Source organism: Burkholderia sp. Ax-1719, from assembly GCF_011753055.1.
In the GTDB taxonomy this organism is placed as follows: Bacteria; Pseudomonadota; Gammaproteobacteria; order Burkholderiales; family Burkholderiaceae; genus Paraburkholderia.
The window spans coordinates 382,171-407,727 of record NZ_VWWJ01000002.1 but is presented as its reverse complement, the minus strand read 5'-3'; the positions used below and the strand labels follow the sequence as shown (position 1 = coordinate 407,727).

Sequence of the window (25,557 nt, the reverse complement as noted above, 5' to 3'; positions counted from 1 at the left end):
CGTTTTCACTAAATCCAGTTATTTGATTCGAACTACCAAGGAAATAATCGATGAACACCGCCAACAAGCTTCCCCTGCGTGTCCTCTTCTGCTGCGGCGTCACGCAAAACTTCTTCGATCTGCCGCGTGAGCAGATCGGCACGGTGTGGCAGGCCTACGGCAAGATGCTGGCCGCTATCGAAGCGATGGAAGGCGTGCGCGTGCTCGGCATCATGGACGACGACCGCCTCGTGGTCGGCCAGTCGGACGGCGCGCCGTGGACGTTCTACATCATGGCCGACGTGGTGGATTTCGACACGGTCACCGCCGTCTGCAATCTCTATCGCACGACTGCGGTGGGCGAATACAACCTCTGGCGCTACGGCAAGATCGAAGCACGCGTGGGACGCGAACTGGTCGTGCCGCCCGCAGTGAACGCAGCGAACGCGTGAGCACGCAATGAGCGACACTGACGCACGCATCGCGGCGCTCGAAGCGCGCCTTGCCTATCTGGAAGCGGAGCGCGCCGTGCGCCGCACGTTCACGCGTTATATGGCGCTGTGCGACGTGCCCGCGACGGTGCTCGACGGCGAATCGCTGGGCGCGCTCTTCACCGACGATGCGGTCTGGGAAGGCGTTGGCACGCACTACGCGCAGACCTTCGGGCGCTCGCTCGGGCGTGCGCAGATCGTCGCGATGCTCTCGCGCTACTTGCCACCCACGCCGCATTTCACCACCAACGTGCATTTCGTCACGTCCGAAACCATCGACGTCAACGGCCAGCAGGCAACGGGACGCTGGATCATGATGCAGGCGTCCGGTTATGTCGACGGCAGTGCGGAGTTGATTGGTGCGCGGCTCGCGGTGGATTTCACACCGTCGCCAAACGGCGTGGACTGGCTGATTGCGCATTTCCGCACCGAACGTCTGTTCGACGCGCCGTGGTCGGTCAATGCTCGCGCCGCCCTTCTTCCATCGGATCAGGAAACGTCAGCATGAGTGCATTGCTTGAGCAATTTTCATTGGGCGGCCGCGATGCCGCGAGTCCGACCATCGTCATCAAGGACTCGATCGACATCGCAGGCTATCGCACCACCGGCGCGAGCCGTGCGCTGGCCGACGTCGCGCCCGCCCAACGCCACGCCGAAGTCGTGCAACGCCTGCTCGACGGCGGCTGGAAGATCGTCGGGAAGGCCAATATGCACGAACTGGCTTTTGGCATGACCGGCATGAACGAATATACGGGCACGCCGGTGAATCCGCAGGACGCCACGCGTATTCCCGGCGGCTCATCCAGCGGTTCCGCTGTCGCAGTGGGCGCACGCCTGGCGGACGCCGCGCTCGGCACCGATACGGGCGGTTCAATACGCGGCCCGGCGGCCTGCTGCGGTGTGATCGGGTTAAAGCCGACCTTTGGACGTGTCTCGCGCGTCGGCGCTGCGCCCGCTCACAGCACGCTGGATTGCGTCGGGCCTTTTGCGCGTGAGATGCGGGTGATCGTCGCGGCGATGTCCGCGATCAGTCCGGCATTCGACCTCGGCGTTGCCGAAGGCGGCGCTGGCGCGGCGCGTGTTGGCATCGTGCAGGCCGAGGCTCGCCCCGAAATTTCTGAAGCGGTCGAACTGGCCATACGCAAAGCCGATTTTGCATCGGCATACGTCAATCTGCCTGGCCTCGCCGATGCGTTCAACGCGGGACTGTCAATCATCAACCGCGAAACATCGGTGGCATTTGGCCAACTCGTCGAAACGGGCCACCTTCAGCCCGATCTCGCAGCACGGCTGCGTGCGGCGGCAAAGACCAGCGATCTGGACGTGGAAAACGCGGAGCGAGTGAGAACACGCTTTACCCAGGCCGTCAATCATGCGCTGGAAACCGTGGACGTTCTGGTTATGCCCACCCTGCCCGATTTTCCCATCACGCTTGAACAGGCGCGCAATGGCACGTCGGTGATCGCCATGTCGTCACTGATCAGGCCATTTAATCTGAGCGGGCATCCGGCCTTGAGTCTGCCGGTTACCGTTAAAGGCACTGCGCTTAAAGCGGGTCTGCAGATCATCGGCCGGCACGGCGCAGACGAACTGGTTTGCGCCGTGGCGTCGCGTATTGAATCTGCGCTTGCCGCTTGATCGTTGCTTGAGCAACAACCTATGAATTCCAGGAGTTTATTCTCATGACGACAAGAGTCGTGATCGTAACGGGTGCGGCACGCGGGCTGGGCGCGACCATCGCCACGAAATTCCACGCAGCGGGCTATCGCGTCGCGCTGGCCGATCTCGCGCTCGACGCGGCGCGTGAAGTTGCTGCCTCGCTGAGCCCCGATGGCTCGACGGCCTTTGCCGTGCCTCTCGATGTCACCTCGAAGGCGGGCTTCGAAAGCGCGCTGAAAACCGTGGCCACACGCTGGGGCCAAGTCGACGCACTCGTCAACAACGCCGGTGCGTCCAAGGTCGTACCCGTCATGGAGATTACCGGCGAGCAATTCGATCAGGTCATCAACGTGAACCTGAAAAGCGTGCTGTTTGGCTGCCAGGTTTTCGGCCAGTATTTCGCCGATCGCGGCGAGGGCCGCATCGTCAATATCGCTTCACTGGCGGGGCAAAATGGCGGATCGGCCACGGGCGCGCATTATGCCGCAGCAAAAGGCGGCACACTGACGCTCACTAAAGTCTTTGCACGCGACCTCGCCGCCAAGGGCGTGACGGTGAACGCCATCTCGCCCGGCCCGCTGGATTTGCCCATCGTTCATGAAAGCGTGCCAGCAGATAAGCTCGACAAGGTGATTGCAGGCATTCCAGTGGGACGGCTCGGCAATGCGGAATATGTGGCCGATGTGGCGATTCTGCTGGCTTCTGGGCAGGCATATTTCGCCAATGGCGCCTGCTGGGATGTGAACGGCGGTCTCTATATGCGCTAATGGCGCTTGAATTACGCGTGCTTGTCAGGCTCTCGCAGTCGCCTGTCCGTCGCACACTGCGGCTGACAAGCGACTAAAACCCGCTCAGACTTTATCTGCGCCGTCATCCGGATTCCATACAGCGACCACGTCGCGCACGAGCATCGCAATCGATTCTGCGCCGAGCTTGTCCTTGATGCTCGCACGATGCACATCCACCGTTTTCACGCTGATCTCCAGATCGGCGGCAATGCGTTTGCTGCCCTTTCCATCGATCACACCACGCAGGACTTCCTTTTCACGCGCCGTCAGCGATTCAATTCTTTGCCGCAATTCACTGCGCTTCATGTCAACGGCGTGACGTTGCCCGGCGATCTTGAGCGCACGCTGGACGCGGTCGAGCATCTGCTGCGAGTTATAGGGCTTTTCCACGAAATCGATTGCGCCATTCTGCATCGCACGAACCGACATGGGAATATCGCCGTGACCGCTCACAAAGATAATCGGTAGCGTAGCGCCGCGCCGGTTCAGCTCGAACTGCACATCAAAGCCGCTGCGCTCGGGCATCCGAACATCGAGTATCAGGCAGGCTGGCGTCTTCGCGTCGTAGGCCGCGAGAAATTCCGCAGCGCTGCCAAATCCTGCAGATTGAATCCCCACCGAATCGAGCAGCCATGCCAGCGAGGTACGCATGCCACTATCATCGTCTACGATATAAACGACCTGAGCAGGAACCGTCATCTGCTCTCTCCACAAAAAGTTAATGCGGCTTCGACCCGCGAGACTCACACATCCTGCACGTGCGTTGCAGGCTCAGATATAGCGTCCTGCCAGCGCACCATCCTATCCGATCAAAATCGCCCGGGAAACCAGGTATTGCGCTTAGGTGACGTTTGCCATGCATTGCGCACTGCGCTGAAGAAATCTTTAGATCGATGCGGGCAAGCGCCTATGAAGCAGGCAATCATGCCGATACTTTTCAAAATTACCGTGCCCTAATCTGAGTCTATCGCTCACGCCTGAATACGGAACCGACGTATGTCCCACACTGCCAATCACGCTCCCACGCCCGCCGACGACGCCCGCGCCAATTTCCGGCAAGCCATGGCCCACCTCCCCGCTGCGGTCAATGTCATCACCACGGATGGTCCATCTGGCCGCTGCGGCATCACGGCTAGCGCAGTCTGCTCCGTGACCGATACGCCGCCCACCGTGCTCGTGTGTCTCAACCGTTCGAGCGCGATGCATTCAGTGTTCGAAGGCAACCGGCGCGTGTGCATCAACGTGCTGCCCGGCGAGCATGAAGACCTGGCGAAACACTTTGCGGGCATGACGAAACTGCCCATGGAAGAGCGCTTCGCGTTGCCAGGCTGGCTCGACGGCGACGCCGACGTTCCCGTGCTGCGTGACGCGCTAGCGAGCATCGAGGGCAACATCGTGGAGATGAAGGAAGTCGGCTCGCATTCGGTGATGTTCGTGGAAGCCACCCGTATTCGCGTGCGCCACGATGGTGACGGGCTGGTGTATTTCAGCCGGAATTTTCATCGGATCGCGCGTCCGGTTGCGGCTTGATCGCTTTTATCGTCTTGATAGCCGATGTAAAAAGCGCCCAATCGGGCGCTTTTTTGGTCGCTCGGTCTGGATTACCCGGCGGCTTTGCTTAACGCGCCGTCAAACTCGGGCGCTAAACCCAGATGGTCGAGCAAGGCGCCAAACGACTGCACCCGCCGACGCACGTAATCGGGCACATCGACATCGGCGTAATCGTAGAAGCCTTTACGCGTGCGCAATCCGTCGCGGCCCTGCTCCATATTGTCGATCACCGCTTGCGCCGGTTCGAAGCGCGGCGCAATTTCGCGTGCAAGATAGTGCGAAGCGTAATAGAGAATATCGCAGCCGCCCCAATCGATGAATTCGAGCAGCCCAAGCACAGCAAAACGCAGGCCGAAACCCGTGCGTATTGCCGTGTCGATATCCTCGGCACTTGCCACGCCCTCTTCGACCATGCGCGCCGCTTCGTTCATCGCCAGGGCTTGAATGCGCGGCACGATGTAGCCGGCGGACGGCGCGCAAACAATCGGCCGCTTGCCGATGCGCGCAAGCAGTTCAGTGGTGAGCGCGACAGCGTCGGCGTCCGTTGCATCGCTGCGGCTCACTTCGACGAGGGGAATCAGATGCGCGGGATTAAGCCAATGCGCGTTGATGATGCGGCCGGGCCGCGCACTGAATGCCTGCAATTGCGTGACCAGGAAAGTCGAGGTAGTCGACGCAATCACCGCATGATCGCTGAGCGCGCTTTCCATCCATCGCAACGCTTCGGCTTTCACGTCGAGCACTTCGGGCACCGCCTCGAATACCAGCGTTGCCTCACCCAGCGCTTGCTGGCCATGTTCGCGGCTCACGAATGCGATGCGATCCAGAACGCGTGCGGCCTGATCGGCGGTTAAACGCCCGAGCGCGACCAGCGATTGCAATTGATCGCTAATCGAAGCGCGCGCTTTCTGGACGAACGCATCGTGTTCCGCGTACGAGCGCGCCTTGAAATCGACCAGCGTCGCGCGCAAGCCCGCGAAAGCCACTGCAAGCGCGATACCCTGGCCCATGCGGCCCGCGCCCACCAAATGCACGCGATCGATGCCATGCGCCGCGCTCACGAACGCGCTCCACTATCAAGGAAGCCGCGCAATTGCGCCGGTGCGAGCGAGGCAAGACCCAGCGCTTCCAGCGTGCGTCCTTGCGCGTAGAGGTCGCGCCCGGTCACCGCGCTCGCCAGCGAAAGCAGGCCTTGCGCAACCGGCGTCGGCACACCCGCATAGCGGCCACACGAAACGATAAAAGACAGACCAAGGCGCGTGTCTTCCAGCATGTATCGATGCGTCTGCAAATCGATTTTTTCGCGCCAGTCGCCGCTATCGGTCAGCTTGCCGTGCGCGCCACGCCCGTACATCCATTCGTCGCCTTCGCTTGCGTAATGATCGGCAAGCGGAAAATGCGGCGCGCCATAACCCAGCGCCTCGCGCACTGCCATGCGCTCCGCGTCGAGTGCATTCGTCACGCGGCGAATCGATGGCTGCGTGCCTTCATTATGAATATCCCAACTCTCAAAGTGTTCGAGTGGCCCGGCATTCATCAGAATGAGTGGCGGATGAATGACGGGACCGGCGTTCATCAACGCGCCAGACAAGGCGTCTTCGATACGCTCGACCGATGGATATGCGCTTTCCAGAATTTCGAAAGCCCAGTTTCCTGCGCTTGTCGGGAACACACCGGTCGGCAAACGCGTCGCATAGGCGCTGATCACCACGCGGTTCGCGCCGTGCGTACGCACGAGATAGGGCAGCGTGCCGGTTTCGGCAATGGCCACGCGGCTGCGATTGCCGACAGCAGCGAGCGCATCGGCAAACACCATACTGCCGAACGTGCCAGGCGGCAGGTAAATCACCTGGCCGTCCTTGAGCAGCGGCGCAAGTTGCGCAGCAAGCGGCTCATGAGTGATCGCTGGCAACGGAATCACGATCAGCTGCGCGCCGTCCACAGCGTATGCCAGTTCATCGACAAGATGGATTGCACCGGACGTACGCAGCGCTGAAAGCGGCACACGGCGCGTGCCGTGCCAATCCTGCACTTCCAGTTCGCCGAGCGTGCGCAGCTTTTGCGCCGCTTCGCGATCGCGCCGCCACCAGCTCACTTCGTGCCCTTTTTCAAGCATGTCGATTGCAGCGGCGTGACAGCCGTGCCCCCCACCCAGAACGCAGACTTTCATTCCAACCTCTCCTTTATGGCGCATGCAGCGCCTCGGTTATTTGCATCCGGCGCGCGATGGCTTGATTCGCGCGCTGCCTGGAATGAAATTACGCGTCGCGCGCAGTGGTGTCGCTTCAATTCACGCAAGTTCAGTACAAATCCGGCAAGCCCTGGTTGCGGGCGCTTTTTTTCTCGCCGATCATTGCACTCACGCATACGGCACTACGCGTCACAGAACGACACAAGCACGACGAATCGAAGAGAACGGCTTATGACTCCCGCAATATCCCGCATGAACGCCAATCTGTTGCACGCCACGCACGCCCGCGCCGATGTCGAGCGCACTGTTGCGCGTCTGCTCGGCCCGCACAGCATGCAGGCGCAGGGGCGCGAGCCGCTCAACGCAGAGCTTTACGATGTCGCGCTCGCCCATGGCGGTCTTGCGGAACTCAGCTACGGACGCGCCACGCGTATCGATTTCGCGGGCAATGCCGGACAATTCCTGTTTCGTCTCACGCTCGCAGGGGCGTGCGAATTAAGCTCGGGGCGCGAGCATGCGGCGGTGACGCGGGGCGCGATCAGCGTTTCGTCGCCCGCACGCGCGAGCCGCATCGAAACGAGTAGCGACTGCCGCAGCCTGTTGCTGCGTATCGATCGCAACGCGCTTGAACACAAGCTCGCGGATTTGCTGCAAGCCACGCCGCGTGCGCCGCTGCGCTTCGCGATGAGTGTCGAGGCCGAACACCACGGCGCGGCTATCGTGCGCGACACGCTCGGTCATCTGCATCGCATGCATGCGCAGTGCGATAGCGCGAGCGCCGCGACGCTATTCGGCGGCGATCTCACGCAATGGCTCATGACGATGCTGCTCACGCAGCTTCCGCACTCGCACAGCGATGCGCTTTTGCGCAGCGACACACGCACGCCCTTGCCCGCCCATGTGCGCCGCGCACGAGACTATATTGACGCTCATCTGGACAGCCCACTCACGCTCGCGGTTCTCGCTCGCGTGGCCAACGTATCGCCGCGCACCTTGCAAAATGGCTTCGCGCAGTTCGTGGGCCTGTCGCCCGCTGCCTATGTGCGCGAGCGACGTCTGGAAGCCGTACACGCCAGGCTCACGCACGATCCGCACACGAGCGTCGCGCAAACGATGCTCGCCTGCGGTGTGCAGAGCTTCGGGCATTTCACGAGGGCCTATGTGCGCCGCTATGGCCACGCGCCTTCGGTTACGCGCGGGCGGTTCGCATGAATCACGCGCTCAACGAAGCCCCCGCCCATCCCGCCGCACTGCGCGTGCAGGATCTGGATCTCAACCTGCTCAAAACATTCCGCGCGGTGTATCAGGAAAAGCACGTGGGCCGCGCCGCCTTGAGCCTGGGCGTCACGCAGCCTTCCGTGAGTTATGCGCTCGGGCGGCTGCGCCTCATGTTTCGCGACGCATTGTTCGTACGCACCGGACTGGGCGTCGAGCCGACGCCGCGCGCGCGGCGCCTCGCAGCCTCGGTCGACAAGGCGCTGGCGATCCTTCAGGACGTGCTAGACGATGGCGCGAGTTTCACTCCCGAGACGACCCAGCGGGTGTTTCGCCTGCATATGAACGATTTCGCCGCGAGCGCCTGTTTGCCAACCTTATTGGGCGTGCTGGACGCGCGCGCGCCGGGCGCGGTCGTCGAAACCCTGCATCTGGACGAGCAACAGCTCAATATCGCGCTGGAAGCGGGCAAGATCGATTTCGCAATCGGTCACTTCAATCAGGCATCCGAACATTTTCAGCGAACGGAATTGCTGAGCGAGCGCTGCGTGCTGATTCTCTCCGAAGCGGCCAACCGGCGGATTGGCCTCCCGGCAGGCTTCGTGCTCGACGCGCAGGCGCCCGCGGCGCTGCGTCTGGTTGCGGTGATGTCGCATCCGCAATCGATGACGCTGCTGGAGCGCCACGAATTGATGCCGCGCGTGCGCGCATCGCTGCCTGACTTTCTCGTGCTGCCTTCCCTGCTGCAAGGCGCCGATTACGCGGCGATCGTGCCTCGCACGATTGCACTGAGTTTCGCCGCGCAGCACGCCTGCGCGATCCATGAAATCGCCGATGCGCAAAGCTGGAGTGTGAATGCGTATTGGCATCGGCGTTTCGACGTTGATCCGGGCCATCGCTGGCTGCGTGCGCTGCTGGTCGAGTTGTTCGGGATTGGCGAGCGCGAGCCGTTCGATGCCTGGCTCGCCTCGCCGTGCCTCGATCACGCTGCCATCGGCGATGCAAGCGATCTGGCCGACCCGGAAGACTAGAACGATACGAGCATGCCCGCCACCAGCGAGCTTGCCGTAGCGCCCGCCTTCGCCACCGCGACGCCACCTCCGCCCGCGCCGTTCACCGTAAACGACGCGTGGCTGTTGTTGCGCACCATCGCCGCGCCCGTGTAAAGCACCGTGCGCTTCGAAAGCGGATAGTCGAGGCGCAGCGCATACGAATCGGCATTGCCGTCGCTATCCGCGGTCTTGCGGTAGTGACCGTAGCTCGCCAGCAGTTTCGCGCGCCCCAGCGGCACCGTTGCATCAATTTCGTAGACGTCGTGATGCGGATAGGCGCTCAACGAATCGACAGCGGTTTGCACATCAGGGCCGCCGCGGTGGCGCAGATACAAGCCTGCCAGTTTCGCCCAGCCGAAGTCATATGACGCACCCGTCACGAAATAATTGCCCTGCGCCGTGGGGCTTTCCGTGTTGAGCGTAGCCGCCGTAACCGGGCTGAACTTCTGCTCCATATAGGCAACATCGAAGGACACCGGACCGCGAGCGTAATTGAGGCCCGCGCCATAAGTATCGCCAAGCGTAGCGGGTTGTCCGCTGGCTCCATTCGCGCCGCGCGCCACGATGCCGCGCAGCATGAAGCCGTTCCACTGCGCCGAGGTCAGGCGCACGGCGTTGTGCACGCGCAGATAAGCGGGACCGACAAAGTTATTGGTGGCATTGCCCCATTCGAGACCCGCGCCATAGGCTGGCAGCGAATACGTGACCAGCACCGTGTGCAGAATCGTATAAAGCTCGCCAAGCTGCACGCCGCCGTAAGGACTCGTGAGGCCTACCCATGCCTCGCGGCCAAACATCGCGCCATTATTCGAAAATGCGCCATTGGCCGAATTAAAACCGTTTTCGAGCTTGAAGATCGCAGCATAGCCGCCGCCCAGATCTTCGATACCCTTCATACCCCATTCGGTCGCGAACAGATTGCCGGTCCCCATGCGCACAACGTGATTCGGGCCGAAGTTCGTATATTCAAGCGACGTATCGATACGCCCATACAGCGTAATGCTCGATTGCCCGAAAGCAATCGCAGGAAAAAGAAGCGCAGCACCGCATGCCGCGATTGAAATACGTTGGAGAGCGTGAGGTTTCATCTGTGTGTTTATCGAATGACCTGAAATCGGTTGCGCCGCGTAGGCAGGCATGAATCTGCATTGCGTAGCGAGTCTAGGAACACCAATTTTCCAGGTCGATTAAACGCTCTCTATAACGCTTATAGACCGCATGCACGGATTGACGCGAACCCTTTCCCACAGGCGCTTTCACGCATCTTGCGCATACGTGTATGGGTGTTTTCTTTACCCTTCCCGGGGAAACTCACTATGCCCAAGGGTGCACGCCCCATTTGTAATGGGATTTTGGCTGGATACATTGCTTTCGTTTGCCCATTTCGTTTGCTGATTTTGTTCGCGTGCCTCGCCGCACCGAACATCCCCATGTCCCCTTGGAGAATTCGTATGAACACTACTGCGGCCGCCCCCCGCCCCGGCCGGCGCGACGCCTATGCGTGGTATGTCGTGATCGTCTGCATGCTCGCGTATGTGTTTTCCTTTATCGATCGCCAGGTGCTCGTGCTGATGATCGAGCCTATCAAACGCGATCTGATGCTGACTGACACGCAATTCAGCCTGCTAAGCGGCTTTGCGTTTTCGCTTTTCTACGCCTTCATGGGCCTGCCGATTGCGTTTCTCGCTGACCGCTACGCGCGGCCGCGCCTGATTTCCGTGGGCATCGCCATCTGGAGTGTCGCAACGGCGGCATGCGGCGTCAGCCAGAACTTCGTGCAGATGTTCGTTTCTCGTATGGCGGTGGGTGTGGGTGAGGCCGCACTTTCACCGGCCGCTTATTCAATGCTTGCGGACTATTTTTCAAAAGAGAAATTAGGCCGCGCGATTGCCGTGTATTCGCTGGGATCGTTTATCGGCGGCGGCGTGGCGTTTCTGGTGGGCGGCTATGTGATCGCCCTGCTCAAGCACGCATCGGCCTTTGCCGTGCCGTTTTTTGGCCAGATTCACCCGTGGCAAATGACCTTCTTTATCGTCGGGCTGCCTGGCCTCGTTGTCGCGCTGCTGGTGCTGTTTACCGTGCGCGATCCGCAACGCAAAGGACTCGCGCAGGACGGAAAAGGCAGCGCCGCACGCATGACGACCGCCGACGCCCTGCGCTTCGTGTTCCGTCATCGCGCCACGTTCGGTTGCCATTACTTCGGCTTCTCGTTCTACGCCATGACCTTGTTCTCGCTGATGAGCTGGACGCCGGCGTTCTATATCCGCCATTTCGGTCTCACGCCGGTTCAAGCGGGTTACACGCTGGGCACGGTGCTACTGGTAGCGAATACGGCTGGTGTGTTCTGCGGCGGCTGGTTCAACGACTGGCTGCTGCGACGCGGCTATCAGGACGCACCGATGCGCGCCAGTTGCATAGGCGCGGCGTGCATGCTCGTACCTGCTGCCTTATTCACGCAGATTCCCGGTTTGTATGGCTCGCTTGCGGTGCTGGTTGTTGCCATGTTCTTCGCTTCGTTTCCGATGCCGACGTCCACTGCCGCCATGCAAACGCTCGCACCGAATCAACTGCGCGCGCAGATTTCAGCCCTGTTTCTGCTGGTTCAGAATCTTCTCGCGCTGGGTCTGGGTACGACTATCGTTGCGCTCTTTACCGACAAGGTATTCGCTTCGCCGCTCGCCGTCGGGCATTCGGTTTCCATTGTGAATGGCAGCGCGGCGTTGTTAGCGATGGTGTTGCTCGGCGTGGGCTGCCGGCATTATCGACAATCACTTGTGCGTGAACAGGCGGGAATCGAGCAAGCGAAGCATGACGCAATCGATTCTTCGAAGCTGGGCGCAATAGCGCAGTGATTCTGAAGCGAAAATGAGAAGCGCCGCTCTTTTGTGGCGCTTTTTTGTGCGGAAAATGTCTTACGCAGCGTGCGTGCGTATTTCATCCTTCAAAGCCATCAGGCGCGCCTTCGACTCAAGCAAAACGTCATCCAGCTTTGCGGCCTGATCGAGCAACTGATTGATCGCGGCGTGCGCCTGCCCTGCAATTTCGTGCGCAAGCTGGCGAACACCTACGACAACAGCCTGTCTCGAAGCGTTGTGAAGCCGCTGATAATCCACGCCAATGACTTCTTGCACGCGTGCATTTGCGCTGCCCGATTCGATCACAATATCCTCAAACCGGACACTGTCACTCAACTCCAGACGCACGTTGTCGGGAACGACATCATATTCGGCAAGATACTCACGCACGCAACCGGGAAACGTTTCATCAATCGCGGTTGTAAGCGCGCGAACGAGCCCCTCAACGTCGCGCTCAACTGCGTGCGCATCCAGCATGTCAGGCAGCGCCGCCAGCGTGCGCTGGCAAACCGCATCGGACAGTTGCGCCTGCTGTTCCGTCAATTGCGCCAAGGCACGCTGCGCCGAGTTCCGCATTTGAAGCAACAAAGGCTGCGCACTGGCATACAGTGCATCCAGCACGTTTTCTTCCAGATGATGCAGTGCGACTTCCGCACGCTTGCGACGTTTATATTCGAGCGCTGGCCCGGCAATCGCGTGTAGCGCAGCATAAAGGCGTTCGAAGCCCGCTTCGTTCATCGCGACCGGCGCGAATCCCTGTTCACGCGCCATATGAACCGACACCGACAACGGCCGCTTGAGTAAAGCACTGCTAACGCCCATCGAAAACAGCTTCTCCTGCGCACGCGCCTGCACATCGGCCTCCTGTAACGCACGTCGCGCCTCGGACTTATTGCATAAGCGCCTGACCAGCTCGCCGTCGATTTCGTCTTCGTCGTATTCGTCGCTGCGCGTCACGACGGGCAAGAGCGGCTTGTTGCGATGAAGCTCGCGGCTAAGATCGTCGAGTTCCTGAACCTGTCCCGGCGAAGTCGAACTCGTCAACCAGATCACACCATCCGCGCTTTCGATAAAGCGCTGCGTGAGTGCCGCGTTTTCCGGCACGACCGAATGCAGGCCCGGCGTGTCGAGCAACACGAGCTTTTCGCCAAGGCACACGCCTTGCAGACGTACCGTGGTTTCCGTCGCCCCTTCCTCGAAGCACGCCGAAGTCTCGACAATACGACCCGCTTCTACATGGAAATAACGCGCGTTCTTGCCGTGTGCAACGAAGCGCTCCGCGATGAAATTGCAAAAGGCGCTCTTGCCCGCATTGAACTTGCCGAACACGAGCAGCATGAACTTGTCGTCGAATGAATCCGCCAGCGACTGTGCTGCCTCCAGCGATGCCCATGGCTGCGCGCAATCGCGTGAATGCGCATGGAACGCTGCGTCGATTGCCGCCGCTTCACGCGCAAGCGCGCTGTGAGCATGCAAGCCGCGCGTGACAAATCGGTGCGACTGGAGCGTTTCACACAGCGCATTGAGCCATATTTCAAGCGCCTGAAGCAGGTCATCGACATTGTGCGCGCCGAATTCGAATGTATCGATTCCAGCAATCATTCGCAGTTCGTTGCTCAAATCCGTTTTCATGTGCGAGCTATCATGATTTGCAGCGCCGCGATGGCCGTTTCCGCCGCGCGCAACGCCGCGTCCACATCGACAATGCGTTGTGCGAGCGTCTTGCGCCCCGCAGACAACTCGTAATAGTGCGCGAAGTCGCGCTGCATGCGCTCTCGTCCCTGCACATCGCAGAACATGGCGCGCAGATCCTTGCGGAATTTCACCGATATACCCAGCACAGCGATCATCACGGAATTGATGCTGCTTGCCGCCGTGCGCTGTTCCGATGGCAATTCCATCACGCCGCGGCCGGTCAAAAAGCCATCGATCGCAATGCACGCGCGCGAATACGCAATCTGAATATGCGCGCGTTCACGCTTGCCTGCGGTGCTCGCGTAAATATCCTTCGCGGTATCCGGCACAATGGCGTGATCGGTGCCTAGCGCGTTCAACATCGCGTCGATATCCGCACCGGATTTATCGATCACAGCCCTTAGTCCGCGATCAAACTCTTCGCGCTGTTGCTGTTGTTTTGTACGCAACGTATCCAGTAATGCCGCTTGCGCGGTGCGATGCTCGCTGAGTGCCGAGTGGATTTCGTCCCGCAATAACGCGGCTTCACTCGCTCGCGCGTGGGGCACGCGATGAATCGCGTCGCGCAATAAGGTGTGCAAAGCGGGAATGCCGCTACGCTCCACCATCAGCGCCTTACCGCCTTCCTGTCCCTTGCGATGGCGCGTCGCAGAAACCACACGCCATTCGATACCCTCACATTGCGCGGCCAACGCCGCGCGTACTCTTTCGAGTTCGCTGTCGTCGGCGAGTTGATCCGCTTGCGTGAGTACGAAAAACGTTTGACGTGCGCTACGTTCGCTATCAGCAAGTAGTTCGGCCAGCAACGCGCGTTCGCGCGCATCGAGTTCGCCTTCCTTCGCAGCATGCACGAAAAGGCGGATATCCGCGTGCAGCCAGACGGCGTCAAACGCGTGGCGGTCGTCCTCGCTGCCGACGTCGGCGTCGAGGCCCGGCGCATCGAGCCAGCGCACGCCTTCCTGAACGCTATGCGCAAGCGCCACGGTTTCGCGCTTGTCCGAAACGGCAAAAGCCTGCTGTCCGAGCAATTCGTTCAGCAGGCTGCTTTTGCCGTGGTTATATTTGCCGACTACCGTGACGACAGGCACATCGTCATCGGCGATCAGTTGCAGGCGCGCGAGATCGTCCGCGCGATCAGGCAGTACCGCATGGATCTCGCGCGCGGACTGGCCGCGCAGGTCACTGGACACCGTTGTCTCCTCCTCTGCGAGCGGCGGCGCATTCGTACACGCCGCCGTTTCCTCTAAGGTCAAACCGTAGCGGCTGCACGCAGACGGTTGACAATCTGATTGTCGCGGCCTTGAACGAGCGGCGTCAACGTGACGTCGAACTCGATCGACTTGTACGCATCTTCTTTCAGGCCAAGCGCCGCGCCGCCGGCTTTTTCGACGACGTGCGGGATCAACTCCTCCCGGGTAGCATAAGCGAAGTCGTCCCAGATCAACGGATCGCCTTCAATATTGAACTGCGTCGTGAGCTTGCGATGGCTCTCGCTAGTGACGAAGAAGTGTACATGGGCCGGGCGGTTGCCGTGGCGGCCCAGGCTATTGAGCAATTGTTGCGTGGAACCGTGCGGCGGGCAGCCGTAGCCCACGGGCATGAGCGTGCGGAATTCGTATTTGCCGTCCGCGCCGGTTTTGACCGCGCCGCGCAGGTTGAAATCGGTTTGTGCGCCGGTTGGGTCGAAGTGCGAATAGAAGCCCTTCGAGTTCGCGTGCCAGCATTCCACCACGGCGTTCGCGACGGGCTGACCGTCCGTTCCCTTCACGACGCCGTGAATCACCAGCGGGCCGGCTTCCGTATCGGCGTTGATATCGATCTTGCTGGTGCCATCGCGCACCGGCGCGCCGGCCACATAGAGCGGGCCTTCGATCGTGCGCGGCGTGCCGCCGTCCAGACCGACTGCCTTGTCTTCCGCGTCCATGCGGATATCGAGGTATTTCTCCAGACCCAGGCCCGCCGCAAGCAGCGCCGCTTCCCCATCCTGGCCCAGCTTGTTCAGGTAGTTCACACCCGCCCAGACTTCATCGGGCGTGATGTCGAGATCGTCAATGGCCTTGAACAGATCGCCCAGCAGGCGGTGCACGATCTGCTGGAAACGCGCGCTGCCGTTGCTGCCTTCGAGATTCGCTGCGGCCTTGAGCAAGTCCTGAACTTCTGCGGTTTCGAATACTTTGACGCTCATGATTAGTGTCTCCACACTTGTATTTTGGGGAAAATCGCCTGAATGGTTTTTTAGCTTCAGGCGTCGTCGTCGCGAACCGACGACGGGTGGCGACACAGCGGCGTCACCGAAATCTTCATGTACGGAAACAGCGGCAGCGCGGTGAGAATATCGTGCAGTTCCGCGTTGCTTTCGACATCGAAAATACTGTAATTCGCGTATTCACCGACCAGTCGCCAGATATGGCGCCACTTGCCGCTGCGCTGAAGCTCCTGCGAATAGGCCTTCTCGCGCGTCTTGATCTCGTTGGCGACCTCGGCGGGCATATCGGCTGGGATATTCACATCCATGCGTACGTGGAAAAGCATTGTCTGCGTCCTGTTACGTGATTCGGGTTACTTCGTGACTTTCTTCAGGCCGTCGCGCGTAAAGCGCTCAACCTTCGCTTCGTCCAGTTCGATGCCCAGACCCGGGCCGCTGGGTACGGTCAGCGCGAAATCGCTGTAATCGAGCGGTTTCGTCAGAATCTCTTCGGTGATAAGTAGCGGTCCGAACAATTCGGTGCCCCACTGCAGGTTGGCGAAGCTCGCAAAGAGATGCGCCGATGCGACCGTGCTGAATGCGCCTTCAAGCATGGTGCCGCCATACAGTTCGATGCCTGCAGCGTCCGCGATCGCGGCCACGCGTTGGGCGGCGAACAGGCCGCCACTCTGCTCGATCTTGATGGCGAAGACATCCGCGCCGTTATTCTTCGCGATGTCGAAGGCGCTTTCCGGGCCTTGCAGGATTTCGTCAGCCATCAGCGCGACGGGGAAACGGCGCATCAGACGCGCAAGCGCTGCGGCCGACGCCACCGGTTGCTCGACCAGTTCGCAGCCCGCATCGGCCAGCGCGGGAATCGCCCAGGCGGCCTGCGTCTCGCTCCACGCCATATTCACGTCGACACGCACGGCAGCGCGGTCGCCCACGGCCTTCTTGATCTCAGCGACGTGCTTGATATCGGTTTCCAGCGCCTTCGCGCCGATCTTCAGCTTGAAGACGTTATGGCGGCGCACTTCGAGCATGTGCTCGGCTTCAGCAATATCTTTTGCCGTGTCGCCCGAAGCCAGCGTCCACGCAACCGGCAGCCGGTCACGACGGCGGCCGCCCAGCAGTTCGCTCACCGGCACGCCCAGGCGCTTGCCCTGCGCGTCGAGCAACGCGGTTTCCAGCGCGCTCTTCGAAAAGTGGTTCACCTTCACCAGCTTGCCCAGATGCGCCATCAGCGCCTGGATGCGCGTGGCGTCCTGGCCGATCATCGCGGGCGCAAAGTAGGTATCGATAGCCACCTTCATCGCTTCCGGGCTTTCGGGGCCGTAGGCCATACCTGCGATCGTGGTGCCCTCGCCGATGCCGATCACGCCATCGCTGCAATAGATCTTCACCAGCATCAGCGTCTGGCCGTACATCGTCGCCACTGAAAGCTTGTGAGGGCGGATCGTCGGCAGATCGACGAGGCGGGTTTCGATGCGTTCGATTTTTGCTGTATTCATTTGGATTGCAAACTAAATCGCTTCCATCGTGTGCGGAAACAACGATCGATGAAAATGCATAACGTCTCGGCATGACAAATTAGCGATCGGTCGCTCATCTGTCAAATCAATCATATATGCGCGATATCATCCATCCGATGGATATCATCGAGGATTCGCGGTTTGCTACGACTAAGAGATGGGATGGGTACGGCAAGAGACCAACACGCGGGGACATTGCATCCCCGCATTTCCAAATCAGCCAGGCGGATCAGCCCGGCAGACCTTCGACAATCGTAATCTGGGCCGTGCTATACCCCTCGCGCTTCGCCCTCGCCGCCTGATACTCAGGCGAGTGATAGCACGCAAGCGCCGTCTCCATATCCTTGAACTGGATCACGACATGGCGCTGGAACGCGTCGCCTTCGAGCACCTCATACGCGCCGCCGCGCGCCAGAAAGACCGCGCCGTACTTCTTGAAGGCTTCCGGCGCAGCGTCCGTATAGCCCTTGTACTTGTCGGCGTCGTGCACCGTCACGTGAGCAATCCAGTATGCCGTCATGATTTCTCCTTTTCGTTCTCAAGAATGCGTTGTGCAATGGCGGCCGCTTCGCTGATATGGGCGTGCACGGCCAGTTTCGCCTGCTCCGGGTCGCGCAGTTCGCAAATCGCACGGCAAATCGTGTCGATGCGCTGGTATCCGGTTTCACTACGATTCGTCGATTTCATCGTCATGGCGCGCAAGCGGCTGATCCGGCCGTTAAGCCGCTGTACCACTTCCCACGCCACGCTCTGTCCTGCAACGGCAAAAATCTTCTCATAGAGTTTCGACGAGAGATTGACGATCGCATTGACATCGTCGCCGCTGAACGCGGCCTTGAATTCCGCCAGCAAGGCCTGAATCTGCAGCGCCGTTTCGGGCGTCAGGCTCTGCGTGCAGGCCACCACCGCGCCTTGCTCCAGCACCATGCGGATCTGATAGATCTGCGCCGCAACGTCCCAGCTCAACGTCGAAACCGTCGGGCCCTTGCCTGTGACGATCTCGACCAGCCCTTCCCCCTCCAGATAGCGGATCACCTCCCGCACGACCGACCGGCTCACGCCCATCTCTTCGCACAGGCTGCGCTCAACCAGCCGTTTTCCGGCCGGGAAATAGCCGCTGATGATCGCATTGCGCAGCTTGTTCAGCGACAACTCGCGCAGCGTCACCGGTGGATTTTCAATAGTTAGATTCATTTCAGGGTTAACACTCATGGCATGCCGTACTATGGTATACCAAACTATCAACCACAATCAACGCACCAAAGGAATGCGCCATGAGCCTGATTCGCAAGTCCATCCTCCATGTCGAGAACGTCTTCGTCGACGGTGACAAGGACGCCGCCAAGCCGCTGAAGATGATCGGCGCGGTGGCCGTCATCAAGAACCCGTGGGCGGGCCGTGGCTATGTGGAGAACCTCTCGCCGGAAATCCGCGAACTCGCCCCGCAGATCAGCGCGCACCTGACCAAGCTGATCATCGATGAAGCCGGCTCGGGCGAAGCCGTGGAAGCGTTCGGCAAGGCCGCCATCGTCGGCCTGGACGGCGAGCTGGAGCACGCTTCCGCGCTGATCCACACGCTGCACTTCGGCAATACGTACCGCTCGGCGGTGGGCGCGAAGTCGTATCTGGCGTTCAACAACACGCGCGGCCCGGCCAATGCGCCGCTGCTGATTCCGATGATGGACAAGAACGACGAAGGCCGTCGCTCGCACTACCTGACGCTGCAATTCGCCATCCCCGATGCGCCGGCAGCCGACGAAATCGTCATCGCCATTGGCGGTGCAACGGGTGGCCGTCCGCATCACCGCATCGGCGATCGCTACAAAGACCTCGCAGAGCTCGGAAATGACGTCAACAATCCTGCAGCTGTCCGATAAGCGCGTCGCGCACTACCTCGAACAAGGTAGTGGCGAGCCGCTGGTCCTGATTCACGGCGTGGGCATGCAGGCGCACGCGTGGTATCCGCAGATCGACGACCTGTCGCGCGATTTCCGCGTGATAGCCGTCGATATGCCGGGCCACGGCCAGAGCGCCCCGCTCGACGTTGGCGCGGGCCTGCAGCAGTTCGTGGCGTGGGCGATTGCCTTTATCGAGGCGCTGGACGCCGGTCCCGTGAATCTGGCGGGTCATTCGATGGGTTCGCTGATCGCCGCGGGCGTAGCCGTTACGCGCCCCGATCTGGTGAAACGCGTGGCACTCCTGAACGGCGTCTATCGTCGTACGCCGCAAGCGCGCGAAGCCGTGCTGCAACGCGCCGCCGAACTGCGCTCCGGCACCATCGACGTCGAAACGCCGCTCAAGCGCTGGTTCAACGCCGAAGAAGCCCAGCAGATCGCCGCGCACAAGGTGGAATCGTGGCTGAAGTCGGTCGATCTCGCGGGCTATGCCACGGCGTATACGGCCTTCGCGAAGGGCGACGAGGTCTACGCGGACGGCTGGAACACCATCGCCTGCCCGGCGCTCGTGCTGACCGGCTCGGACGATCCGAACTCGACGCCCGAAATGGCGAACCAGATGGCCGCCGCCGCGCACAACGGCCGCGCCGTGGTGATCGAAGACGAGCGCCATATGGTGAACCTGACCGCGCCGGAAACCGTCAATCGCGCCCTGCGCGACTGGTTGAAGGTTGAAACGCCGATCGATTCGCCGGTTGAACCCTTGAAGTCGGAAGCCTGATATGAGCCAAGAGACCGTTTCCACGAACGCCGTTCTGAACACCCGCGAACTTCGCGATGCGTTCGGCGCCTTCATGACCGGCGTGACCATCGTCACCACCTCGCGCGACGATGGCCAACCGCTCGGCTTCACCGCGAATTCGTTCTCGTCGGTGTCGCTCGATCCCGCGCTGCTGCTGGTGAGCATCGCCAAGACGTCGAGCAACTATCAGACGTTTTCGACCACGCGCCACTTCGCAATCAACATCCTCGCGGAAGGACAAAAGGATCTGTCCAACACGTTCGCACGTCCCAGCGAGGACCGCTTCGCGAACGTGAACTGGAATCTCAGCGCGAACAACAACCCGCTGCTCGGCGATGTGAGCGCCTGGTTCGACTGCACCACCCACGCCGTAATCGATGCGGGCGACCACGCCCTGCTGGTCGGCAAGGTCGAGGCGTTCCATTCGGCCGGCTTCGCGGGCCTGGGCTACTACCGCGGCGGCTATTTCACGCCGGCCAAGGTGTCGGCCGAAGTGATCGCAGGACCGAAGGTGATCGTCAGCGCCATCATCGCGCGCGACGACAAGGTCCTGCTGACCCGCACCGCCGATAACAAATGGGGCCTGCCGTCGAAAGAAATCGGCAAGGAAGGCGCGGACAAGGCGCTGGCCGAACTGTTCGGCAAATACCAGCCCGATGCCTCTGCAAGCTTTATTTATTCGGCTTATAACAACACCGAAACCCATTACCAGTACATCTCGTTCCTCTGCAGCGCGCCGGATGAAGCGGCGGTCGCAGGAGATTTCGTGAGCCTCGACGACATCGAGCCGGATCAGTTCCAGGACAGCGCAACGGCCAGCATGCTGCAGCGCTATCGCAAGGAAAGCCAGCTCAAGAGCTACGGTATGTATTACGGCGACCACAGCAACGGCACGGTCCGCCCGCTTCTTTCCTGAAAGGTCACACCATGCGTTTTTCGCTTTTCGTTCACATGGAGCGCGTCTCCGACCAGACCAGTCAAAAGCAGCTGTATGACGAAATGGTCGAACTGTGCCAGATCGCGGACCGTGGCGGCATGCATGCCGTCTGGACCGGCGAACACCACGGCATGAACTTCACGATCGCGCCGAATCCCTTCCTCAACCTCGTGGATCTCGCGAGCAAGACGAAGAACGTGCGCCTGGGCACCGGCACGGTGATCGCACCGTTCTGGCACCCGATCAAGCTTGCCGGCGAAGCCGCGATGACCGACATCATCACGGGTGGCCGTCTGGATCTGGGCATTGCGCGCGGCGCCTATTCGTTCGAATATGAACGTCTGATGCCGGGCCTCGACGCCTGGGGCGCGGGCCAGCGCATGCGCGAGCTGATTCCCGCCGTGAAGAAGCTCTGGGAAGGCGATTACGCGCACGAAGGCGAGTTCTGGCAATTCCCCTCGACGACGTCGGCCCCGCAACCGCTGCAGCAGCCGCATCCGCCGATCTGGGTGGCCGCGCGCGATCCGAACAGCCACGAATTCGCGGTGTCGAACGGTTGCAACGTGCAGGTCACGCCGCTGCATTTCGGCGACGAAGAAGTCGAAAAGCTGGTGGGCCACTTCAACGCCGCATGCGAGAAGTTCAGCGAAGTGCCGCGCCCGCAGATCATGCTGCTGCGCCACACGTACGTCGCCAGCAACGAAGACGATGCGCAAGTGGCTGCGGAAGAAGTGAACGCGTTCTACAACTACTTCGGCGCGTGGTTCAAAAACGAGCGTCCGGTCAGCCAGGGCATGATCAAGCCGCTGACGAAGGAAGAGATGGATGCCCATCCGTTCTACACGCCGGAAGCGATGCGCAAGAACAATGTGATCGGCACACCTGAAGAAGTGATCGGCCGTCTGAAGGCTTACGAAGCGCTGGGCTTCGACGAGTATTCCTTCTGGATCGACACCGGCATGAGCTTCGAGCGCAAGAAGGCCTCGCTCGAGCGCATGATCAACGACGTGATGCCTGCGTTCAAGTAAGGGACGGATTCCATGAGTGTTCAGTTTCAGCTGTATATCGACGGCCAGTTCGAGCCGGGCGCCGCGAGCTTCGGCAGTATCAATCCCGCTACGGGCAAGGTGTGGGCGCAGATGCCCGAAGCCCGCACCGACGAGGTCAACCGCGCCGTGGCGGCCGCCAGCCGCGCCTTGAGCGATCCCGCGTGGGCCGGTCTCACCGCATCAGCGCGTGGCAAGCTGCTGCACAAGCTCGCCGATCTGGTGGAAAAGGCTGCGCCGCGACTGGCTGAAATTGAAACGCACGATACCGGCAAGATCATCCGCGAGACGTCGAGCCAGATCGCGTATGTGGCGGAGTACTACCGCTACTACGCGGGCATCGCCGACAAGCTCGAAGGCAGCCATATCCCGGTGGACAAGCCGGATATGCAGGTGTGGCTCGAACGTCAGCCTGTGGGTGTGGTGGCCGCGATCGTGCCATGGAATAGCCAGCTTTTCTTGTCAGCCGTGAAAGTCGGCCCGGCATTGGCTGCCGGTTGCACGGTGGTCCTCAAGGCCTCCGAGGAAGCGCCCGGCCCGCTGCTCGAATTCGCAAAACTGATTCACGAAGCGGGCTTCCCTGCTGGCGTTGTGAACGTGATTACCGGTTTCGCGCCGGAATGCGGCGCGGTGCTCAGCAGCCATCCCGATGTCGATAAAGTTGCCTTCACGGGCGGCCCGGAAACGGCACGGCATATCGTTGCGAACACATCGAAAAACCTCGCCAAGGTTTCGCTGGAACTGGGCGGCAAATCGCCGTTCATCGTTTTCGCCGATACCGATATCCAGAGCGCCGTGAATGCGCAGGTGGCAGCAATTTTTGCCGCCAGCGGCCAAAGCTGCGTGGCGGGCTCGCGTCTGCTGGTGGAAGCGTCGGTGAAAGAGCAGTTTCTTTCGATGCTGGTCGAACGCGTGTCGCGCATCCAGGTGGGCGCACCCGACGATCTCGCCACGGAATACGGCCCGCTGTGTACGGAGCGTCAGCTTCGTCACATCGAAAAGATCGTGGCGAATTCGGTGAGCCAGGGCGCGAAGGTGCTCGCAGGCGGCAAGGCGCTTGATCGCGACGGCTTTTACTTCGCGCCGACGATTATCGATTGCACCGGCGTGGAAAACGCAGACAGCATCACCACCGAACTATTCGGCCCAGTGCTTTCCGTCGACACCTTCTCCACCGAGCAGGAAGCGATCGAAAAAGCCAACAGCACGGCGTATGGCCTGGCAGCGGGCATCTTCACGACCAACCTCACGCGCGCGCATCGCGTCTCGAAGCGTGTGCGCTCCGGCATCGTGTGGATCAATACGTATCGCGCGGTTTCGCCGCTCGTGCCGTTCGGCGGCTTTGGCCTTTCTGGCCACGGTCGCGAAGGCGGCATGAGCGCGGCGCTCGAATACACGACGACGAAATCGGTCTGGCTGCGCACCTCGGACGAGCCGATCAGCGATCCGTTCGTGATGCGCTAGGCGCTAACTCATCGGCCTGCGCGCCGAAAACACCATAGCCGTAGACGCCACGCGTCGTCGCACCAACGCGTGTGCGTCGACGTATGGTCTGGCAATAAAGTTGGAGACATGATGACAAACCCGGCGAACGATAACAGCGTTCTGACCATCGAAAGCAACTCAATCGAATATGTTGCACCGGAGAATCGGCACGGCAAGCCCGCCGATCTGTTCACGCTGTGGTTCTGCACGAACGTTGCGCCGCTCGCCGTGATTTCGGGCGCAACATCGGTACTGATTTTCCACCTCGATCTGGTAAGCGCGATTCTCGCAATCGCCGCAGGTCAGTTTTTTGGCGCGATCTTTCACGCCCTCACGTCGGCGCAAGGTCCGCTCGTTGGCGTGCCACAGATGATTCAAAGCCGCGCGCAATTCGGGCGTTACGGCTCCTTGCTGGTCGTGGGCTTCACCACGCTGATTTATCTCGGGTTCTTCGTCTCCAACATCATTCTCGCGGGCAAGACGCTGCATACCGCCGCGCCGTTCGTGCCGGTGCATGTGGGCACCGTGCTGGGCGCCGTGCTCGCCACGCTGGTGGGCGTGATCGGCTATCACTTCATTCACCGCTTCAACAAGATTGGCGCGTGGTTCATGGGCGGCGCGCTGGTGGTGGGCATGGTCATGCTGATCCCCAGCCTCGACGCGAGCGCCTTCCATCAAGGCCATTTCGATCTCGCCAACTGGTTTGCGATGTTCGGCCTGTGCGCCGTGTGGCAGATCAGCTTCGCGCCCTACACGTCCGATTATTCGCGCTATATGCCCGCTACCACGGGCTTTGCGAAGACGTTTGCCTTTACTTACTTCGGCACGTCGCTGGGTACGATTTTCGCGTTCCTGTTTGGCGTGCTGGCTGTGAGCACCGGCCACGCCACCGATGCAATGGAAGCGATCCGCACGCAGACCGGCGCATTCGGTTATGTGCTGATCGGCCTCTTCCTGATCAACATCATCGGCCACAACGGCATGAATCTCTACGGCGGCGTGCTGTCCATCATCACCGCCGCGCAGACCTTCCGCCCTCACTGGGTGCCGGGCCGCCAGGTGCGCATCGTCGTATCGGCCTTGTTGCTGGTTGCCTCCACCGTGACGGCGCTGTGGGCGTCGAGCAACTTCATCGCGATCTTCCTCACGGCCATCTTCGCGATGCGCATCGTGCTCGCACCGTGGATCGCCATCAATCTGGTCGACTTCTACCTGATCAATAACCGCCGCTACCGCGTGTCGGAAATCATCAGCAGCAATGGTGGCATGTATGGCTCGGTGAATATCAAGGCGATTGCCATTTACGTCTTTGGTATCGCGATTCAGGTGCCGTTCATGGAAGAGAGCTTTTTCCACGGCCCCTGGGCATCGATTCTGGGCGGCGCGGATGTTTCGTGGATGGTGGGTCTCGTTGCGACCGCGCTGACTTACTATGTGCTGGCGTCGAAAAACGGCTCGCCTTCGCCGCGCCGTTCGCCGGCCGGTGCGCAAGCGTCCGAATAAACGACGTAATCGCAGTGTCCAAAACGGCAGCCTCTTTTGCGAGGCTGCCGTTTGCTTTTTAGGCACGCCTGTAGAATCGCCGGGGATCCTCACACGCCCCTGGCCTATGCTCACCATCCGCCACCCGACCTTGAACGATGCCGATGTGCTTCTCGCATTCGAAATCGACAATCGCGCTTACTTCGAGCACTGGATCAACGCTCGCCCCGCAAACTATTACAGCCTCGAAGCGGTGCGCACAGCGATAGCCGCAGCGCAAGCCGATATCGACAAGGACCGCGCTTACGCATATCTCGTCTGTTTCGGCGATGAGCTTGTCGGCAGAGTGAATCTCGTCGATGTGACGCGGCCGTATTTCAACCGCGCGACGCTGGGCTATCGCATCGGCCAGCCGTTCGCGGGGCAAGGCTACGCATCAAGGGCGGTCGCCCTCGCGCTGGAGGCGGCCACACGTGATTTGCGCTTGTCGCGCGTTGAAGCGGTCGTGCGGCCACAAAACGCCGGATCGACACGCGTGCTCGAACGCAACGGCTTCAACGCCTTTGGCCGCGCCACCCGCAGCATGTATTTCCAGGGCGAGTGGCACGACCTCCTCCACTACGAGCGCCATCTGTACGACGCCGCAGCAGCGCCCGCAAGCGGCCCCGCCCGAGCCAAGGCCGCCGCCGACTGAAAATCCCCGCTTGCACGAACGTG

The 25,557-nt window shown here is 60.8% G+C and carries 26 protein-coding genes; 15 read left to right on the top strand and 11 right to left on the bottom strand.

Annotation, left to right across the window (positions count from 1 at the left end):
* The first annotated feature begins 50 nt into the window (after positions 1 to 50).
* Genes F3J17_RS06845 through F3J17_RS06830 form a run of 4 tightly spaced genes read left to right on the top strand, consistent with a single transcriptional unit; the run spans position 51 to position 2,896 of the window.
* Positions 51 to 431 (top strand): hypothetical protein, encoded by a 381-nt coding sequence (locus tag F3J17_RS06845; protein WP_167055164.1) that lies wholly within the window; start codon positions 51 to 53, stop codon positions 429 to 431.
* A gap of 7 nt (positions 432 to 438) precedes the next feature.
* Positions 439 to 978 carry a nuclear transport factor 2 family protein gene (locus F3J17_RS06840; RefSeq protein ID WP_167055162.1) on the top strand — a complete coding sequence of 180 codons (540 nt, stop codon included), beginning with the start codon at positions 439 to 441 and terminating at the stop codon, positions 976 to 978.
* A complete protein-coding gene (locus F3J17_RS06835) occupies positions 975 to 2,108 on the top strand; it encodes an amidase (RefSeq protein WP_167055160.1) in 1,134 nt (377 codons plus the stop codon). The genes F3J17_RS06840 and F3J17_RS06835 overlap by 4 nt, the downstream gene beginning before the upstream one ends.
* A 44-nt stretch (positions 2,109 to 2,152) precedes the next feature.
* A complete protein-coding gene (locus tag F3J17_RS06830; RefSeq protein WP_167055158.1) occupies positions 2,153 to 2,896 on the top strand; it encodes an SDR family oxidoreductase in 744 nt (247 codons plus the stop codon).
* 84 nt (positions 2,897 to 2,980) lie between these two features.
* On the opposite strand, the gene F3J17_RS06825 is transcribed toward F3J17_RS06830, so the two are convergent.
* Positions 2,981 to 3,616, bottom strand: coding sequence for a response regulator (locus F3J17_RS06825; RefSeq protein ID WP_167055577.1), 636 nt, complete (start codon positions 3,614 to 3,616; stop codon positions 2,981 to 2,983).
* A gap of 297 nt (positions 3,617 to 3,913) precedes the next feature.
* On the opposite strand from F3J17_RS06825, the gene hpaC reads away from it, so the two are divergent.
* A complete protein-coding gene (gene hpaC / locus F3J17_RS06820; protein ID WP_167055156.1) occupies positions 3,914 to 4,447 on the top strand; it encodes a 4-hydroxyphenylacetate 3-monooxygenase, reductase component in 534 nt (177 codons plus the stop codon).
* Between the two features lie 71 nt (positions 4,448 to 4,518).
* Here hpaC and F3J17_RS06815 read toward each other — a convergent pair whose 3' ends face one another.
* On the bottom strand, positions 4,519 to 5,529 hold the full coding sequence (locus tag F3J17_RS06815; RefSeq protein WP_167055154.1) for a 3-hydroxybutyryl-CoA dehydrogenase: 1,011 nt from the start codon (positions 5,527 to 5,529) through the stop codon (positions 4,519 to 4,521).
* Positions 5,526 to 6,638: an NAD/NADP-dependent octopine/nopaline dehydrogenase family protein gene (locus F3J17_RS06810; RefSeq protein WP_167055152.1), complete on the bottom strand. Its 1,113-nt coding sequence runs from the start codon at positions 6,636 to 6,638 to the stop codon at positions 5,526 to 5,528. The genes F3J17_RS06815 and F3J17_RS06810 overlap by 4 nt, the downstream gene beginning before the upstream one ends.
* Before the next feature lie 252 nt (positions 6,639 to 6,890).
* Here F3J17_RS06810 and F3J17_RS06805 point away from each other — a divergent pair, with 252 nt between their 5' ends.
* Both F3J17_RS06805 and F3J17_RS06800 read left to right on the top strand, forming a co-directional pair.
* Positions 6,891 to 7,871 (top strand): AraC family transcriptional regulator, encoded by a 981-nt coding sequence (locus F3J17_RS06805; RefSeq protein ID WP_167055149.1) that lies wholly within the window; start codon positions 6,891 to 6,893, stop codon positions 7,869 to 7,871.
* On the top strand, positions 7,868 to 8,905 hold the full coding sequence (locus tag F3J17_RS06800; protein ID WP_167055148.1) for a LysR family transcriptional regulator: 1,038 nt from the start codon (positions 7,868 to 7,870) through the stop codon (positions 8,903 to 8,905). Before F3J17_RS06805 ends, F3J17_RS06800 begins: the two co-directional genes overlap by 4 nt.
* On the opposite strand, the gene F3J17_RS06795 is transcribed toward F3J17_RS06800, so the two are convergent.
* A complete protein-coding gene (locus tag F3J17_RS06795) occupies positions 8,902 to 10,014 on the bottom strand; it encodes a porin (RefSeq protein ID WP_167055146.1) in 1,113 nt (370 codons plus the stop codon). The genes F3J17_RS06800 and F3J17_RS06795 overlap by 4 nt on opposite strands.
* A gap of 363 nt (positions 10,015 to 10,377) precedes the next feature.
* Here F3J17_RS06795 and F3J17_RS06790 point away from each other — a divergent pair, with 363 nt between their 5' ends.
* Positions 10,378 to 11,778: an MFS transporter gene (locus F3J17_RS06790; protein ID WP_167055144.1), complete on the top strand. Its 1,401-nt coding sequence runs from the start codon at positions 10,378 to 10,380 to the stop codon at positions 11,776 to 11,778.
* Positions 11,779 to 11,838: 60 nt separating this feature from the next.
* Here the strand turns inward: F3J17_RS06790 and F3J17_RS06785 are convergent, their stop codons facing one another.
* The 7 genes from F3J17_RS06785 to F3J17_RS06755 all read right to left on the bottom strand — a co-directional run bounded on the left by F3J17_RS06785 (position 11,839) and on the right by F3J17_RS06755 (position 18,405).
* Positions 11,839 to 13,383, bottom strand: coding sequence for a dynamin family protein (locus F3J17_RS06785; RefSeq protein WP_240160857.1), 1,545 nt, complete (start codon positions 13,381 to 13,383; stop codon positions 11,839 to 11,841).
* Positions 13,384 to 13,409: 26 nt separating this feature from the next.
* Positions 13,410 to 14,666: a GTPase gene (locus tag F3J17_RS06780; RefSeq protein ID WP_167055142.1), complete on the bottom strand. Its 1,257-nt coding sequence runs from the start codon at positions 14,664 to 14,666 to the stop codon at positions 13,410 to 13,412.
* A 59-nt stretch (positions 14,667 to 14,725) separates the two neighbouring features.
* Positions 14,726 to 15,661: a catechol 1,2-dioxygenase gene (catA, locus tag F3J17_RS06775; protein WP_167055140.1), complete on the bottom strand. Its 936-nt coding sequence runs from the start codon at positions 15,659 to 15,661 to the stop codon at positions 14,726 to 14,728.
* Positions 15,662 to 15,717: 56 nt separating this feature from the next.
* The gene (gene catC, locus F3J17_RS06770; RefSeq protein ID WP_167055138.1) at positions 15,718 to 16,008 is read right to left on the bottom strand and encodes a muconolactone Delta-isomerase; all 291 of its coding nucleotides are present in this window, start codon (positions 16,006 to 16,008) and stop codon (positions 15,718 to 15,720) included.
* A gap of 27 nt (positions 16,009 to 16,035) precedes the next feature.
* Entirely contained in the window at positions 16,036 to 17,172 is a 1,137-nt protein-coding gene (locus F3J17_RS06765) for a muconate/chloromuconate family cycloisomerase (RefSeq protein ID WP_167055136.1), read from the bottom strand.
* Between the two features lie 250 nt (positions 17,173 to 17,422).
* Entirely contained in the window at positions 17,423 to 17,713 is a 291-nt protein-coding gene (locus F3J17_RS06760; RefSeq protein WP_167055134.1) for a DUF1330 domain-containing protein, read from the bottom strand.
* On the bottom strand, positions 17,710 to 18,405 hold the full coding sequence (locus F3J17_RS06755; protein ID WP_205194661.1) for a GntR family transcriptional regulator: 696 nt from the start codon (positions 18,403 to 18,405) through the stop codon (positions 17,710 to 17,712). The genes F3J17_RS06760 and F3J17_RS06755 overlap by 4 nt, the downstream gene beginning before the upstream one ends.
* Before the next feature lie 62 nt (positions 18,406 to 18,467).
* Here F3J17_RS06755 and F3J17_RS06750 point away from each other — a divergent pair, with 62 nt between their 5' ends.
* From F3J17_RS06750 to F3J17_RS06720, 7 genes are all read left to right on the top strand, one after another.
* Positions 18,468 to 19,070 carry an amino acid synthesis family protein gene (locus F3J17_RS06750; protein WP_167055132.1) on the top strand — a complete coding sequence of 201 codons (603 nt, stop codon included), beginning with the start codon at positions 18,468 to 18,470 and terminating at the stop codon, positions 19,068 to 19,070.
* The gene (locus F3J17_RS06745) at positions 19,039 to 19,869 is read left to right on the top strand and encodes an alpha/beta hydrolase (RefSeq protein WP_167055130.1); all 831 of its coding nucleotides are present in this window, start codon (positions 19,039 to 19,041) and stop codon (positions 19,867 to 19,869) included. The genes F3J17_RS06750 and F3J17_RS06745 overlap by 32 nt, the downstream gene beginning before the upstream one ends.
* Position 19,870: 1 nt before the next feature.
* Complete coding sequence (locus tag F3J17_RS06740; protein ID WP_167055128.1) at positions 19,871 to 20,806, top strand: flavin reductase; 936 nt, start codon at positions 19,871 to 19,873, stop codon at positions 20,804 to 20,806.
* 11 nt (positions 20,807 to 20,817) lie between these two features.
* A complete protein-coding gene (locus F3J17_RS06735; protein WP_167055126.1) occupies positions 20,818 to 21,855 on the top strand; it encodes an LLM class flavin-dependent oxidoreductase in 1,038 nt (345 codons plus the stop codon).
* A gap of 12 nt (positions 21,856 to 21,867) precedes the next feature.
* Positions 21,868 to 23,337 (top strand): aldehyde dehydrogenase, encoded by a 1,470-nt coding sequence (locus tag F3J17_RS06730; protein WP_167055124.1) that lies wholly within the window; start codon positions 21,868 to 21,870, stop codon positions 23,335 to 23,337.
* Positions 23,338 to 23,445: 108 nt separating this feature from the next.
* Positions 23,446 to 24,861, top strand: coding sequence for a cytosine permease (locus F3J17_RS06725; RefSeq protein WP_240160832.1), 1,416 nt, complete (start codon positions 23,446 to 23,448; stop codon positions 24,859 to 24,861).
* Positions 24,862 to 24,967: 106 nt separating this feature from the next.
* A complete protein-coding gene (locus tag F3J17_RS06720; RefSeq protein ID WP_167055121.1) occupies positions 24,968 to 25,534 on the top strand; it encodes a GNAT family N-acetyltransferase in 567 nt (188 codons plus the stop codon).
* The last annotated feature ends 23 nt before the right edge of the window (positions 25,535 to 25,557 follow it).